The organism is Providencia sp. PROV119 (assembly GCF_028482435.1).
Lineage (GTDB): Bacteria > Pseudomonadota > Gammaproteobacteria > Enterobacterales > Enterobacteriaceae > Providencia > Providencia stuartii.
Map to the genome: position 1 here is coordinate 1 of NZ_JAMPQL010000008.1, position 13,205 is coordinate 13,205.

13 protein-coding genes are annotated in these 13,205 nt (G+C 42.3%); 10 read left to right on the top strand and 3 right to left on the bottom strand.

The window, feature by feature from the left end; all coding sequences use genetic code 11:
• The 4 genes from ftsY to rpoH form a co-directional block, all read left to right on the top strand.
• A partial coding sequence (ftsY, locus tag PSF11_RS09300) for a signal recognition particle-docking protein FtsY (protein ID WP_272682756.1) occupies window positions 1-1,046 on the top strand: 1,046 nt, incomplete at its 5' end.
• 6 nt (window positions 1,047-1,052) lie between these two features.
• Window positions 1,053-1,718, top strand: a complete 666-nt coding sequence (gene ftsE / locus PSF11_RS09305) for a cell division ATP-binding protein FtsE (RefSeq protein WP_004925727.1) — start codon at window positions 1,053-1,055, stop codon at window positions 1,716-1,718.
• Window positions 1,711-2,688 carry a permease-like cell division protein FtsX gene (gene ftsX, locus PSF11_RS09310; protein WP_004925722.1) on the top strand — a complete coding sequence of 326 codons (978 nt, stop codon included), beginning with the start codon at window positions 1,711-1,713 and terminating at the stop codon, window positions 2,686-2,688. The genes ftsE and ftsX overlap by 8 nt, the downstream gene beginning before the upstream one ends.
• Window positions 2,689-2,894: 206 nt before the next feature.
• Window positions 2,895-3,773 carry an RNA polymerase sigma factor RpoH gene (gene rpoH, locus PSF11_RS09315; RefSeq protein WP_004925718.1) on the top strand — a complete coding sequence of 293 codons (879 nt, stop codon included), beginning with the start codon at window positions 2,895-2,897 and terminating at the stop codon, window positions 3,771-3,773.
• A gap of 81 nt (window positions 3,774-3,854) precedes the next feature.
• Here the strand turns inward: rpoH and PSF11_RS09320 are convergent, their stop codons facing one another.
• Both PSF11_RS09320 and panM read right to left on the bottom strand, forming a co-directional pair.
• On the bottom strand, window positions 3,855-4,241 hold the full coding sequence (locus tag PSF11_RS09320) for a VOC family protein (protein ID WP_036943022.1): 387 nt from the start codon (window positions 4,239-4,241) through the stop codon (window positions 3,855-3,857).
• 4 nt (window positions 4,242-4,245) lie between these two features.
• Window positions 4,246-4,650 (bottom strand): aspartate 1-decarboxylase autocleavage activator PanM, encoded by a 405-nt coding sequence (gene panM / locus PSF11_RS09325; protein WP_014657531.1) that lies wholly within the window; start codon window positions 4,648-4,650, stop codon window positions 4,246-4,248.
• Window positions 4,651-5,155: 505 nt separating this feature from the next.
• Between panM and PSF11_RS09330 the strand changes: the two genes are divergently transcribed.
• The 5 genes from PSF11_RS09330 to livF all read left to right on the top strand — a co-directional run bounded on the left by PSF11_RS09330 (window position 5,156) and on the right by livF (window position 10,026).
• A complete protein-coding gene (locus tag PSF11_RS09330; RefSeq protein WP_004925706.1) occupies window positions 5,156-6,265 on the top strand; it encodes a branched-chain amino acid ABC transporter substrate-binding protein in 1,110 nt (369 codons plus the stop codon).
• Between the two features lie 89 nt (window positions 6,266-6,354).
• A complete protein-coding gene (gene livH, locus PSF11_RS09335) occupies window positions 6,355-7,281 on the top strand; it encodes a high-affinity branched-chain amino acid ABC transporter permease LivH (RefSeq protein ID WP_014657532.1) in 927 nt (308 codons plus the stop codon).
• Window positions 7,278-8,561 carry a high-affinity branched-chain amino acid ABC transporter permease LivM gene (locus PSF11_RS09340; RefSeq protein ID WP_004925698.1) on the top strand — a complete coding sequence of 428 codons (1,284 nt, stop codon included), beginning with the start codon at window positions 7,278-7,280 and terminating at the stop codon, window positions 8,559-8,561. The genes livH and PSF11_RS09340 overlap by 4 nt, the downstream gene beginning before the upstream one ends.
• Window positions 8,558-9,325, top strand: a complete 768-nt coding sequence (gene livG, locus PSF11_RS09345) for a high-affinity branched-chain amino acid ABC transporter ATP-binding protein LivG (protein WP_004925696.1) — start codon at window positions 8,558-8,560, stop codon at window positions 9,323-9,325. Before PSF11_RS09340 ends, livG begins: the two co-directional genes overlap by 4 nt.
• The gene (livF, locus tag PSF11_RS09350) at window positions 9,325-10,026 is read left to right on the top strand and encodes a high-affinity branched-chain amino acid ABC transporter ATP-binding protein LivF (RefSeq protein WP_060560744.1); all 702 of its coding nucleotides are present in this window, start codon (window positions 9,325-9,327) and stop codon (window positions 10,024-10,026) included. Before livG ends, livF begins: the two co-directional genes overlap by 1 nt.
• A gap of 48 nt (window positions 10,027-10,074) precedes the next feature.
• Here the strand turns inward: livF and PSF11_RS09355 are convergent, their stop codons facing one another.
• On the bottom strand, window positions 10,075-11,016 hold the full coding sequence (locus PSF11_RS09355; protein WP_072502755.1) for a hypothetical protein: 942 nt from the start codon (window positions 11,014-11,016) through the stop codon (window positions 10,075-10,077).
• A gap of 493 nt (window positions 11,017-11,509) precedes the next feature.
• On the opposite strand from PSF11_RS09355, the gene hutU reads away from it, so the two are divergent.
• Window positions 11,510-13,177: a urocanate hydratase gene (gene hutU / locus PSF11_RS09360; protein WP_060560742.1), complete on the top strand. Its 1,668-nt coding sequence runs from the start codon at window positions 11,510-11,512 to the stop codon at window positions 13,175-13,177.
• The last annotated feature ends 28 nt before the right edge of the window (window positions 13,178-13,205 follow it).

A 13,205-nucleotide genomic window follows, 5' to 3' on the forward strand; every position in this document is an offset into this window, starting at 1 on the left:
AAGCAGAACGTCAGCGCCAAGCAGAAGAACAAGCTAAGCTGGAAGCTCAAGATATCGTCGCGTTACGCGATGAGGTTCTGAGTGAGCAAGAAGAGCCGAAACAAACAGAGCAAGAAAAACCTAAAAAGGAAGGTTTTTTTGCTCGATTAAAGAAAGGGCTACTGAAAACACGTCAAAATTTAGGCTCAGGTTTTCTTGGGTTATTTACTGGCAAGAAAATTGATGATGATCTTTTTGATGAATTAGAAGAACAATTATTGATTGCCGATGTGGGTGTTGATACAACACGTAAAATTATTGATAACCTGACCGCTCACGCAAGCCGTAAAGAGCTAAAAGATGCAGAGGCGCTATACAGTAAATTGCGTGAAGAAATGTCTGATATTTTAGCGGGAGTGGATAAACCGCTAGTCATTGAAGACAAGAAACCCTATGTTATTCTTATGGTTGGGGTCAATGGTGTTGGTAAAACGACCACGATTGGTAAATTAGCTCGCCAATATCAATCTGAAGGTAAAACCGTCATGTTAGCGGCAGGGGATACTTTCCGCGCGGCGGCTGTTGAGCAATTACAAGTTTGGGGGGAACGTAACCGTATCCCTGTTGTTGCGCAACATACTGGCGCCGATCCTGCATCAGTCATTTTTGATGCAATCCAATCAGCTAAAGCTAAAGGCGTGGATGTTCTGATTGCAGATACTGCTGGGCGTTTACAAAACAAAGCACATCTGATGGAAGAATTGAAAAAAATTGTCCGAGTGATGAAAAAACTGGATGAAGAAGCGCCACATGAAATTATGCTAACACTAGATGCAAGTACTGGACAAAATGCTGTCAGTCAGGCAAAACTTTTTAATGATGCTGTAGGTCTGACAGGTATCACATTGACTAAACTCGATGGCACAGCAAAAGGTGGTGTGATCTTCTCCATTGCTGATCAATTCGGTATTCCTATTCGTTATATCGGGATTGGTGAGGGTATTGAAGACTTACGTCCATTTAAAGCCGATGACTTTATCGAGGCTCTATTTGCCCGAGAGGAATAATTTTCGATGATTCGCTTTGAACACGTCAGTAAAGCTTATCGAGGTGGCCGGCAGGCTCTCCAAGGGGTAGATTTTCATCTACAACCAGGGGAAATGGCTTTTCTTACTGGTCACTCAGGAGCTGGTAAAAGTACGCTACTGAAGCTTATTTGTGGTATTGAGCGCCCGAGTGCTGGGCATATATTGTTTAATGGCCATGATATTAGTCGTTTGAAAAATCGGGAGATCCCTTTTTTGCGTCGGCAAATTGGGATGATTTTTCAAGATCATCATCTGTTATTTGATAGAACGGTGTACGACAATGTTGCAATGCCATTGATCATTTCGGGCGCAAGTTCCGAAGATATTCGCAGACGAGTTTCAGCAGCATTGGACAAAGTGGGTCTACTTGATAAAGCGAAAAATTTTCCAATTCAGTTGTCGGGTGGTGAGCAGCAGCGAGTTGGGATTGCGCGTGCTGTCGTAAACAAACCAACCATGTTACTTGCGGATGAGCCAACGGGGAACCTTGATGGTGAACTATCAGAGGGGATCATGCGGTTATTTGAAGAATTCAACCGTGTTGGAGTAACGGTTCTCATGGCAACCCATGATGTTGCTTTGATTGAGAGGCGTAATTACCGTGTACTGACTCTGAGTGAAGGGAGAATGATCGGAGGTCAACATGGCTAAACACGTTCGCAAATCTAAGTCTGAACGCCCTATGCAATCAAAAAGTAAGGCATTGAAAGGTGGGTGGCGTGAACAATGGCGCTATGCTTGGTTGAATACATTGGCGGATATGTTAAGACAGCCGTTAGCAACCTTTTTAACGGTGATGGTCATTGCGATTTCTCTGACCTTACCAAGCCTTTGTTATATTGTCTGGAAAAATGTGGCTCAAGCAGCTGCTCAATGGTATCCAACACCACAATTAACTGTTTACCTTGATAAATCACTGGATGAACAAGGTGGGCAAAATGTGGTAACTCAGTTGCAAGCGCTTGATGGGGTAGAGCACGTAAACTACTTATCTCGCGACCAAGCGATGAGTGAGTTCCGTAGTTGGTCTGGTTTTAGTACCGCCTTAGACATGCTAGAGGAAAACCCATTACCTGCTGTGGCAATTATTACGCCAAAATTGGATTTTCAAAGTTCTGAAGTGTTAACAACACTGCGTGATCGAGTAAGCCAAGTTAATGGCATTGAAGAAGTTCGTATGGACGATAGCTGGTTCTCTCGGCTGGCGGCATTAACACAACTTGTCGGGCAAGTCGCTTCGGTGATTGGTATTCTAATGATCATTTCACTATTCCTTGTTATTGGTAATAGTGTGCGTTTGAATATTTTTGCGCGTCGAGACACCATCAATGTGATGAAGCTCATCGGTGCGACAGATGGCTTTATTATGCGGCCATTTTTACACGGTGGCTTGTTAATGGGGGCACTGGGCGCGGTAGTATCGCTGATTATGTCAGCGCTACTGGTGTGGAAGTTATCCGATGTTGTAGCACAAGTTGCGAGTGTTTTTGGTACGCAATTTCATATAGAAGGCTTGCTATGGGAGGAATCTTTATTAGTGATCCTTATGTCAGCCATGATTGGTTGGGTGGCAGCTTGGCTAGCGACAGTCCAGCACTTACGTCATTTTACGCCTGAATAATCCTTTTTATCGGCATAGTTTATCGCTATGCCGATAAAAATGGCACAGCTTGGGAACTTTTGAAGTCTTGATTTGTCTGATATTAACCTGTCGCTATCGCACAAGTAGAATTTATTTAACTCAGTAAAACTGGTAAACTACGGTTTTCTAATCTTATATATCGCATCAAATTAATCTCTTTTCTTTATTTTTCAAAGAGGATCTGAATGACCAAAGACATGCAATCATTAGCACTTGTTCCGCAGGGAAGTATTGAAGCTTATATGCGGGCTGCCAATGCTTATCCTATGCTCACCGCTGAGGAAGAAAAGGAACTTGCTGAACGGCTGCATTACCATGGTGATCTGGATGCGGCAAAGCAACTGATCTTATCGCACTTACGTTTTGTGATACATGTTGCTCGTAGCTACGCAGGTTACGGTTTACCGCAAGCAGATTTAATTCAGGAAGGGAATATCGGCCTGATGAAAGCAGTGCGTCGGTTTAACCCTGAAATTGGTGTTCGCCTAGTTTCCTTTGCGGTCCATTGGATCAAAGCTGAAATTCATGAATACGTGTTGCGCAATTGGCGTATCGTTAAGATCGCGACAACAAAATCGCAGCGTAAGTTATTTTTTAACTTGAGAAAAAATAAAAAGCGTCTCGGTTGGTTTAATCAAGATGAAGTTGATATGGTGGCTAAAGAGCTGGGCGTGAGTACCAAGGATGTACGTGAAATGGAATCACGCATGGCGGCTCAAGATATGGCTTTTGATATGTCTGATGATGATGATAGCGGTGATTTAGGGCAACCTATTGCACCCGTACTGTTCTTACAAGATAAATCATCTGATTTTGCAGGCTCTATCGAAGAGGACAATTGGGAAAGTCACGCAACAGATCGGTTAGCCGACGCATTAGATTCATTAGATGAGCGTAGCCAAGATATTATTCGTGCTCGTTGGCTAGATGATGATAATAAGACAACATTACAGGAATTAGCCGATAAATATGGCGTTTCTGCCGAACGAGTCCGTCAGCTCGAAAAAAATGCCATGAAAAAATTGCGTGCCGCAATGGAAGAAGGCGAAGAAGAGAGTTATTAAAATCGATTTCCTTCCTGATTCACTGTTACTGCATTTATTGTCGCCGCCACGCGCGGGGCAATAAATGCAGAATACGCAGTATCATTCACTGTATAATTCTAAGGGGAGTCCATCCGGATCGGCAAAAAAAGTAAACCTTTTTTGTGTGTAGGGATCGATTCGTGGTGATTCACAATCAACATTATGCTGCTTTAAATATTCAATCCATCCGTCAAGATCGTCCACACTAAACGCCAAATGCCTCAAACCACAAGCTTCAGGGTAACTTGGTCTAGCTGGTGGCGTAGGAAAACTAAATAATTCAATTTGGTATTGGTTGCCGAGCGCTAAATCTGCTTTCCATGAATCAGACTCTGCTCGATAATGCTCTTCTAATAAGGTTAATCCAAGAATTTTGCAGTAAAAATGTTTACTGGCAGCATAATTGGAGGCAATGATGGCAACATGGTGAATCCGCTTTAATTTCATAGTATTAAACTCGTTTTTCCCATCGATGACTTTCTTGTGTTGGTGTGAAGCGACAAGCTAATAAAAATTGCTCCATCACGATTTTATCCGCATCTAAAACCCCCTCTAAGCTGAAATACCAATGGGTTATTTGAGGCTCTTGTCGGCATATTTCGTCGAGTAAATAGAGCCCTACGCCACGGCGACGAGTGACCTCGCGCACTAAAAAATCGTAGATAGTACCTTTGTGTTGTTCTCGATGAATTTTGGCTGCGGCTAATAGGCGATCATTAAAGCGTGCCGCATAGATTTTTTGCTCTGATTGGCATTGATGAGCAAGTTGGTCTGGCTTCTGGTCAGGCCAGATTTTGTACAGGTCAAGATATTGTTGCTCAGTAGGATTGACCAAAGGAATGATTGTTAATTTCATAATCTTTCTATCTATATTAGTGAGACACCAAGCTGTAACTCATTGATTATTGCTGCTGTATGTAATCACATAGCCATGTTTGTCATTAAGGATATGCTTAATGGCTACCAAGCTGCAACTCGCATTATTTAGAGTATGCCCTTTGCTTATTTTTCATTCATACTCATCGACAGAGTGATCTGTAACCGATTTTTTGATTTTAGAGATGAAGATTTTGTCTTGGTTGATCTTCCGAGTTTAGCTCGGATTAATTTAAATTTAACTAGAATATAACACTGGCATTTACCAAAAACCCACGTAATAACATTAGATTTTTATTCTGCTGATTATGTAATTACCTGCCATATACATTTGCTATTTAGCATATTTATCTTGTTTAATGTCATGAAATATATAGCCTTATTGGCTATGTTTTTAAATATTAGGCATTCGATAATGCCAATCATAATAATTGACTATAAATCAAACACAAACATGCAGAACCACAGAAGATGGGGACGACAGAATGAAAAAAATGAATAAAATGTTACTGGCAGGATCGATTGCGATGGTGTTTAGCCAGCCGATATGGGCTAAAGAGGTGAAGATCGCAGTTGTTGGTGCTATGTCTGGCCCTGTTGCCCAATATGGCGACATGGAGTTCACTGGTGCTCGCCAAGCAGTCGCTGATATTAATGCAAAAGGTGGGATCAACGGCGATACTTTAGTTGCAGTTGAATATGATGATGCTTGTGACCCAAAACAAGCTGTCGCTGTTGCTAACAAAGTGATCAATGATGGGATTCGTTATGTTATTGGTCATCTCTGCTCTTCTTCAACACAACCTGCATCCGATATTTATGAGGATGAAGGGATTATCATGATCACGCCGGCTGCAACCAATGCTGATCTAACCACGCGTGGTTATCAAATGATCATGCGTACAACAGGTCTAGATTCAGACCAAGGCCCTACCGCAGCGAAATATATTGTCGATGAGATCAAACCAAAACGTATCGCTGTTGTTCATGACAAACAGCAGTACGGTGAAGGTTTGGCGCGCTCTGTCCGTGAAAATCTAAACAAAGCGGGTGTTAAAGAAGTGATGTTTGAAGGGATCACCGCGGGCGATAAGGACTTTTCTGCACTGGTAGCCAAACTGAAAAAAGAGAATGTGGATTTTGTCTATTTTGGTGGCTACTACCCAGAAATGGGGCAAATTTTACGTCAAGCGAAGCAATCGGGTTTGAATATTCGCTTTATGGGCCCAGAAGGAGTAGGTAACTCATCACTTTCAAATATTGCTGGGGAAGCTTCAGAGGGGATGTTAGTAACATTGCCTAAACGCTATGACCAAGTCCCAACTAACAAACCTATTGTGGATGCGATTAAAGCGAAAAAAGAAGATCCAACCGGTCCGTTCGTTTGGACTACGTATGCGGCAATTCAAGGCTTGACGACAGCAATGGAGCGTACAGGGAGCCGAGAGCCAGAAGATTTGGTTAAGGATCTAAAAGCAAATCCAGTCGACACAGTGATGGGGTCATTGACTTGGCAGCCTAATGGAGACCTGAAAGGTTTTGAATTTGGCGTATTTGAATGGCATGCGGATGGTACATCCACTGCAGTGAAGTAATTTCACTATTCAGGCGCTGAACCGGGAGTTGGCTTACCAACTTCCGGCTTCTGCCCTGTTTAGGGATGGTAGTATTAAAGGATAGTCCTATGTCAGATCAAATTCTTTATTTTATCCAACAACTCCTCAATGGCTTAACCTTGGGCAGTACCTATGCATTGATAGCGATTGGCTACACAATGGTTTATGGCATTATTGGTATGATCAACTTTGCTCATGGTGAAGTTTACATGATTGGTAGCTATGTCTCCTTCATTGTCATCGCTGGGCTAATGATGCTAGGTATTGATGTTGGTTGGATCCTTATTGCTGCGGCATTCGTGGCTGCGATTGTTGTTTCAAGCTCCTATGGTTGGAGTATTGAACGCGTCGCATACCGGCCTGTTCGCCATTCAAAAAGGTTGATTGCACTTATCTCTGCAATTGGAATGTCAATTTTCCTACAAAACTATGTCAGCTTGTCACAGGGATCACGTGATCTGGCATTACCGAGTTTGATCACAGGTCAGTGGGTATTAGGCGAAAGCGATGGCTTTGAAGCGAGCATTACAAAAATGCAGCTGACCATTTGGGTGGTTACCTTACTTGCTATGTTGGCATTGACCCTATTTATCCGCTATTCCCGTATGGGAAGGGCGTGTCGTGCCTGTGCTGAAGATTTAAAAATGGCAAGTTTATTAGGCATTAACACAGACCGAGTGATTTCATTAACTTTCGTGATTGGTGCCACAATGGCAGCGGTAGCGGGAGTACTACTTGGGCAGTTTTATGGGGTCATAAACCCTTATATTGGTTTTATGGCTGGAATGAAAGCCTTTACCGCAGCCGTACTGGGGGGAATTGGTAGTATTCCTGGCGCTATGCTAGGAGGCATCATTCTCGGTGTTGCGGAAGCAATGACATCGGCTTATTTAAGCACGGAATATAAAGACGTTGTGTCATTTGGTTTATTAATTGGTGTATTGCTGATCATGCCAACCGGCATTCTGGGGCGCCCGGAGGTCGAGAAAGTATGAGAAAAGAAAATTGGATTAATGCCATTGTCGCGTCTGTGATGTTCTTTATTCTCTCTGTCTTTATGATGGGTCTGCAATTGACACTTGATGGCACGAAACTGGTTGTTTCAAGTGGTGATTCGGTACGCTGGAATTGGATTTTTGCAGGGATTGCAGTGATCTTTATTTTTCAGCTAATACGCCCTTCATTGGTGAGAGTGTGGCAAGGTGTTCCGAAACAATCGTGGTCTATACCTGATTTTGATGGCTCGACAGCGAGGCAAAAGATCCTTGCATTAGTTATTGTTATTGCTGCAATTATTTGGCCTTTTGTTGTTTCTCGAGGTAGCGTCGATATTGCGACATTAACCTTAATTTATGTGATGTTAGGTCTTGGTTTAAATGTGGTTGTCGGGCTATCAGGCTTACTGGTTTTGGGGTATGCAGGGTTTTATGCAATAGGTGCTTATACTTTTGCATTATTAAACCATTACTACGGGTTTGGCTTCTGGGAAAGCCTACCTATTGCTGGGTTAACAGCGGCCTTAGCTGGGTTTTTATTGGGGTTCCCTGTATTGCGGCTAAGAGGCGATTATTTGGCGATTGTCACCTTAGGTTTCGGTGAGATTGTGCGTATTTTATTGCTCAATAACACAGAAATCACGGGAGGACCAAACGGGATTAGCCAGTTGCCTAAGCCAACGTTGTTTGGTTTAGAGTTTAGCCGCACAGCAAAAGAGGGTTGGGATACTTTCCATAATTTCTTTGGCCTTGATTACAACGCAGGCGATAGGATTATTTTCCTCTATTTTGTGGCTCTGCTGCTGGTGCTATTAACGCTGTTTGTGATCAATCGATTATTACGTATGCCTTTAGGACGGGCTTGGGAAGCATTACGGGAAGATGAAATCGCCTGTCGCTCTTTAGGTTTATCACCGACAAAGATCAAGTTAACCGCCTTCACGATCAGTGCTGCCTTTGCTGGGTTTGCGGGAACGCTTTTTGCGGCTCGCCAAGGCTTTATCAGCCCTGAATCATTCACTTTCGTTGAGTCTGCTTTTGTACTAGCCATTGTCGTGCTCGGAGGGATGGGCTCACAAACATCGGTGATATTAGCGGCGATTATACTGGTTGTCTCAAGAGAAATGATGCGTGATTTGAATGCTTACAGTATGTTGCTATTAGGGGCATTGATGGTGCTGATGATGATTTGGCGTCCACAAGGGCTATTACCAATGAAACGTCGCCAAATGAAGCTAAAAAATAGCGAGCAAGTCGCCAGTGAGGGGGAAAAAGTATGACTCCTCTATTACAAGTCAACGGTCTAACCATGCGTTTTGGTGGGCTATTAGCGGTAAATAACGTTGAGCTGAGCTTAAATCAAGGTGAAATCGTTTCCTTGATTGGGCCAAATGGTGCAGGAAAAACGACAATTTTTAACTGCTTAACCGGGTTTTATAAGCCAACTGGCGGCTCAATTCTATACCGAGAAAAGCATTTGGAAGGCTTATCGGGTCAGGCGATCGCTCGGCTTGGGGTGATCCGAACTTTTCAGCATGTACGCTTATTCAAAGAAATGACCGTGATTGAGAATCTGTTAGTTGCTCAACATCAACATTTGAAAAGTGGTATTTTCTCCGGGTTACTGAAAACGCCAGCCTTTCGACGAGCGGAATCAGAAGCGATCGACAATGCAGTAAAGTGGCTTGAAAGGGTCGATTTATTGCAATTTGCTAACCGTCAAGCTGGTAACTTAGCGTATGGTCAACAGCGTCGGTTAGAGATAGCTCGCTGTATGGTGACACGGCCTGAAATTCTTATGTTAGATGAACCCGCGGCCGGCCTAAACCCGAAAGAAACTGATGACCTTGATGAGTTAATTGCTGAGTTACGCTCTCATCACCAAGTATCTATCTTATTGATTGAACATGATATGAAACTAGTGATGGGAATTTCAGATCGCATTTATGTGGTGAACCAAGGCACGCCTTTGGCGAATGGAACACCTGATCAAATTCGTCAGCACCCTGATGTGATCAAAGCTTACTTGGGGGAGGCTTATTGATGTTAGAATTTAAACAAGTTTCTGCCCATTACGGAAAAATTCAAGCACTACATCAAGTGAGCCTGAATATTCAAAAAGGGGAGATCGTCACATTAATCGGTGCTAATGGTGCGGGTAAAACGACGCTACTGAGCACATTATGCGGTGACCCGCGAGCCTCAGAAGGGCAAATTCTCTACCGTGATGTCGATATTACTCAGTTGCCGACCGCGAAAATTATGCGTGAAGATATTGCATTAGTACCCGAAGGTCGCCGCGTTTTTTCACGAATGACCGTCGAAGAGAATTTAGCGATGGGGGGCTTTTTTGCTAATCGCCAACAATATCAAGAGCGCATAGAGCGTGTTTATACGCTGTTCCCGCGTTTGCATGAGCGCCGTAGTCAACGCTCTGGCACCATGTCTGGTGGTGAGCAGCAAATGTTAGCGATTGGTCGTGCGCTGATGAGTCAACCTGAGTTGTTGCTACTTGATGAACCATCATTAGGTCTAGCGCCAATCATTATCATGCAAATCTTTGATACCATTTTGCAACTGCGCGAAGCGGGAATGACTATTTTCCTTGTGGAGCAAAATGCCAATCAGGCATTAAAACTGGCTGATCGCGGCTATGTTCTTGAGAATGGGCGTATTGTATTGGAAGATAGTGGTAAAGCGTTACTCGCTAATGAAGCAGTACGTAATGCCTACTTAGGCGGCTAAACAATCCCCCTTCATATCCTCTATTGGATACTGAAGGGGCTTAATAGTTTAAGGTATTTTTATTAATGTCGGATTGGTTTCGAGTTCAATCTTTATGGTGAGCTTATCTAGATTATCAAATTTTAACGTATGATCTTTATTCACGTTGAAACAAGTTGCTCTCTTTATCTCAATAATAGACCCGGAAATTAATCGTTGAGGCTCAATTTGTTCAAGTTGATAACGGCAATGGGATGTTATTAAATATCCATTTTCCGTTATTTCGATTTGGACTGTTCCTTTATTCTCTCTTTGAGAGATATTGATTTTATCACGGTTTTGATTTGTGTTATATATATCGATATAAGCGTTTAAAATATGCTTTTGGTTCGCAATGTTACATAGATGACTAATGTGCTCAGGTGGTAATTTTTTAAAAGCATAATAAATGTCATTTATTGAATCTAATACAATTGACGAGCCATTCTCTGATTTGAAAATAATCTTCATTGCACCTATATCACGGGATATCTGCTCAAGGCATGAAATCTTATCTTCTGATTTTATTGTTATTTTTGAATTTTCATCCTCTATAATTTCATCTCCTTTACCCCACCGCCTTATCTGATAGTTTAATGCAGCAATCAATTCATTTTGTGTCATCAGAATATCTGTTTTACCTTGATTTGCCTCATTGAAATAAGAGGAGATCTCTTTGTTAAATTCAATAGTAACTTTTTGGTTATCTAATGATAATGACTTTAAACTTAACTTTGTATCGGGTTTATTTGCTATATTCTCTGGTAGGTGAAAATATTGATTAATAAAATCAATGGCAGACTCTTCATCCGTGATTTTAGGTTGCCAATGTGTATTTTCAGCTTGGTTTATTTTTGAAGTTTTAACAGGAAAAGAGTGATCACTATTTTTTACTTTGGCTATTTTTGATTCATGAGTGTGATCGTTATTGAGCCAAGAAGTAAGGCTATAAAATGGATTTTTAATCTTCATAAGTTATCACCAATAAAATTTATTTGCGATAACTTACAATAGGTTTGATGCGAAAGATTGCAATAATCGAGCATCCTATCGCTCATAGTGGGCTTTTCATGACTAGTTTATGTGAAGCGTCTCGCATTTCAGCTATTTACTTGTTTCTGCATATTAAATTAGTTGTCTATACATCTTCCTTCGAATAAACAGCAAGCTATCACTCATTGTATAGCTCATCACCTCCCTAGCTATCTAATCTTTGTGCAAAAATTCAAATTTAAATGTATATACTTTGTGAATTAAATGTATATATATTTAAAGGTAACAAGATAAATGATTTGATAAAAATGATAGAAAATTAGTGCTGAGATAACTTCAACTGATTGAATATCAATAAGTTGAAGGAGGTTTGAAATCAATAAATCTATCAGTGAAAAAATAATGACTAATGAGAAATATCATTGATTGTTACAAAAAAGTTACATAAAAAGGATAAATAGGGGATACACCGATGCTAAACCGTACTGACTCTACACGCGTTATCCGCTCCCCACGTGGCAGCGAAAAAACTTGCAAAAGCTGGCTGACAGAAGCCGTGTATCGCATGATCCAAAATAACTTAGATCCGGATGTTGCTGAGCATCCGCAAAGTCTAGTGGTGTATGGCGGAATTGGACGTGCTGCTCGTGATTGGGAATGTTATGACAAGATTTTAGAAGTATTGAAAACGCTTGAAGATGATCAAACGTTATTAGTGCAATCAGGCAAGCCTGTTGGTGTTTTCCCGACTCACCCTGATGCCCCCCGCGTATTAATTGCTAACTCAAATATCGTCCCTCATTGGGCGAATTGGGAACATTTCAATGAGCTAGATAAAAAAGGCCTAATGATGTATGGCCAAATGACGGCTGGCTCTTGGATCTATATTGGTTCACAAGGCATCGTACAAGGGACCTATGAGACTTTTGTATCTTTAGCTAAGCAACATTTTAATGGTGATCCAGCCGGACGTTGGATCCTAACGGGAGGACTCGGTGGAATGGGGGGCGCACAACCTCTTGCTGCGACCATGGCCGGCTTCAGTATGATTGCTGTTGAATGTGATGAAAGCCGCATTGATTTTCGTTTAAGAACACGTTATGTCGATAAAAAGGCCACTTCATTAGATGAAGCGCTGCACTATATTGAGGAAGCGAAACAGAGCGGTAAGCCAGTTTCAGTTGGCTTATTAGGTAATGCTGCCGATGTTTACAGCGAATTGGTAAAACGTAACATTACCCCAGACTCAGTAACTGACCAAACGAGCGCACACGACCCCGTTCATGGCTACTTACCTCAAGGTTGGACATTGGCGCAATGGCGTGAAAAACAACAGACTGCTGCCGATGAAGTGACTAAAGCTGCGAAGAAGAGTATGGCAGTACAGGTTGACGCTATGCTGACTATGCAAAAACGTGGCTCAGCAGCCTTTGACTATGGTAATAACATTCGCCAAATGGCGAAAGATGAAGGTGTGAGTAATGCCTTTAATTTCCCTGGCTTCGTTCCTGCCTATATTCGCCCTCTATTTTGTGAAGGAATTGGCCCATTCCGTTGGGTGGCATTATCGGGTGATCCAGAGGATATCTATAAAACAGATCAAAAAGTAAAAGAGCTGATCCCAGACGATAAACACTTGCATAACTGGCTGGATATGGCCCGTGAACGCATCGCATTCCAAGGGCTGCCTGCTCGTATTTGTTGGGTTGGCTTAAAAGATCGTGAAAGATTGGGTCGAGCATTTAATGAAATGGTGAAAAATGGCGAGTTAAAAGGGCCTATTGTGATCGGTCGTGATCACTTAGATTCAGGCTCTGTAGCAAGCCCACATCGTGAAACCGAGTCGATGAAAGATGGCTCTGATGCAGTCTCTGATTGGCCTTTACTCAATGCGCTATTGAACACCGCGGGAGGAGCGACATGGGTGAGTTTACATCACGGTGGTGGTGTCGGAATGGGCTTTTCACAACACGCGGGTGTCGTGATTGTCTGTGATGGCACTGATGCCGCGGATAAACGTCTAGCACGAGTTTTACATAATGACCCAGCAACAGGGGTGATGCGCCATGCTGATGCGGGTTATGACATCGCAATACATTGTGCAAAACAGCAAGGTCTGAATTTGCCGATGGTCAAGTAGCACCTTTGGCCTGCCTCAGATTAGGGGC

Bases quoted from the DNA above. Each gene is read 5' to 3' on its own strand.
- ftsE (WP_004925727.1), top strand. From the start codon at position 1,053: ATGATTCGCTTTGAACACGTCAGTAAAGCTTATCGAGGTGGCCGGCAG.
- ftsX (WP_004925722.1), top strand. From the start codon at position 1,711: ATGGCTAAACACGTTCGCAAATCTAAGTCTGAACGCCCTATGCAATCA.
- rpoH (WP_004925718.1), top strand. From the start codon at position 2,895: ATGACCAAAGACATGCAATCATTAGCACTTGTTCCGCAGGGAAGTATT.
- PSF11_RS09320 (WP_036943022.1), bottom strand. From the start codon at position 4,241: ATGAAATTAAAGCGGATTCACCATGTTGCCATCATTGCCTCCAATTAT.
- panM (WP_014657531.1), bottom strand. From the start codon at position 4,650: ATGAAATTAACAATCATTCCTTTGGTCAATCCTACTGAGCAACAATAT.
- PSF11_RS09330 (WP_004925706.1), top strand. From the start codon at position 5,156: ATGAAAAAAATGAATAAAATGTTACTGGCAGGATCGATTGCGATGGTG.
- livH (WP_014657532.1), top strand. From the start codon at position 6,355: ATGTCAGATCAAATTCTTTATTTTATCCAACAACTCCTCAATGGCTTA.
- PSF11_RS09340 (WP_004925698.1), top strand. From the start codon at position 7,278: ATGAGAAAAGAAAATTGGATTAATGCCATTGTCGCGTCTGTGATGTTC.
- livG (WP_004925696.1), top strand. From the start codon at position 8,558: ATGACTCCTCTATTACAAGTCAACGGTCTAACCATGCGTTTTGGTGGG.
- livF (WP_060560744.1), top strand. From the start codon at position 9,325: ATGTTAGAATTTAAACAAGTTTCTGCCCATTACGGAAAAATTCAAGCA.
- PSF11_RS09355 (WP_072502755.1), bottom strand. From the start codon at position 11,016: ATGAAGATTAAAAATCCATTTTATAGCCTTACTTCTTGGCTCAATAAC.
- hutU (WP_060560742.1), top strand. From the start codon at position 11,510: ATGCTAAACCGTACTGACTCTACACGCGTTATCCGCTCCCCACGTGGC.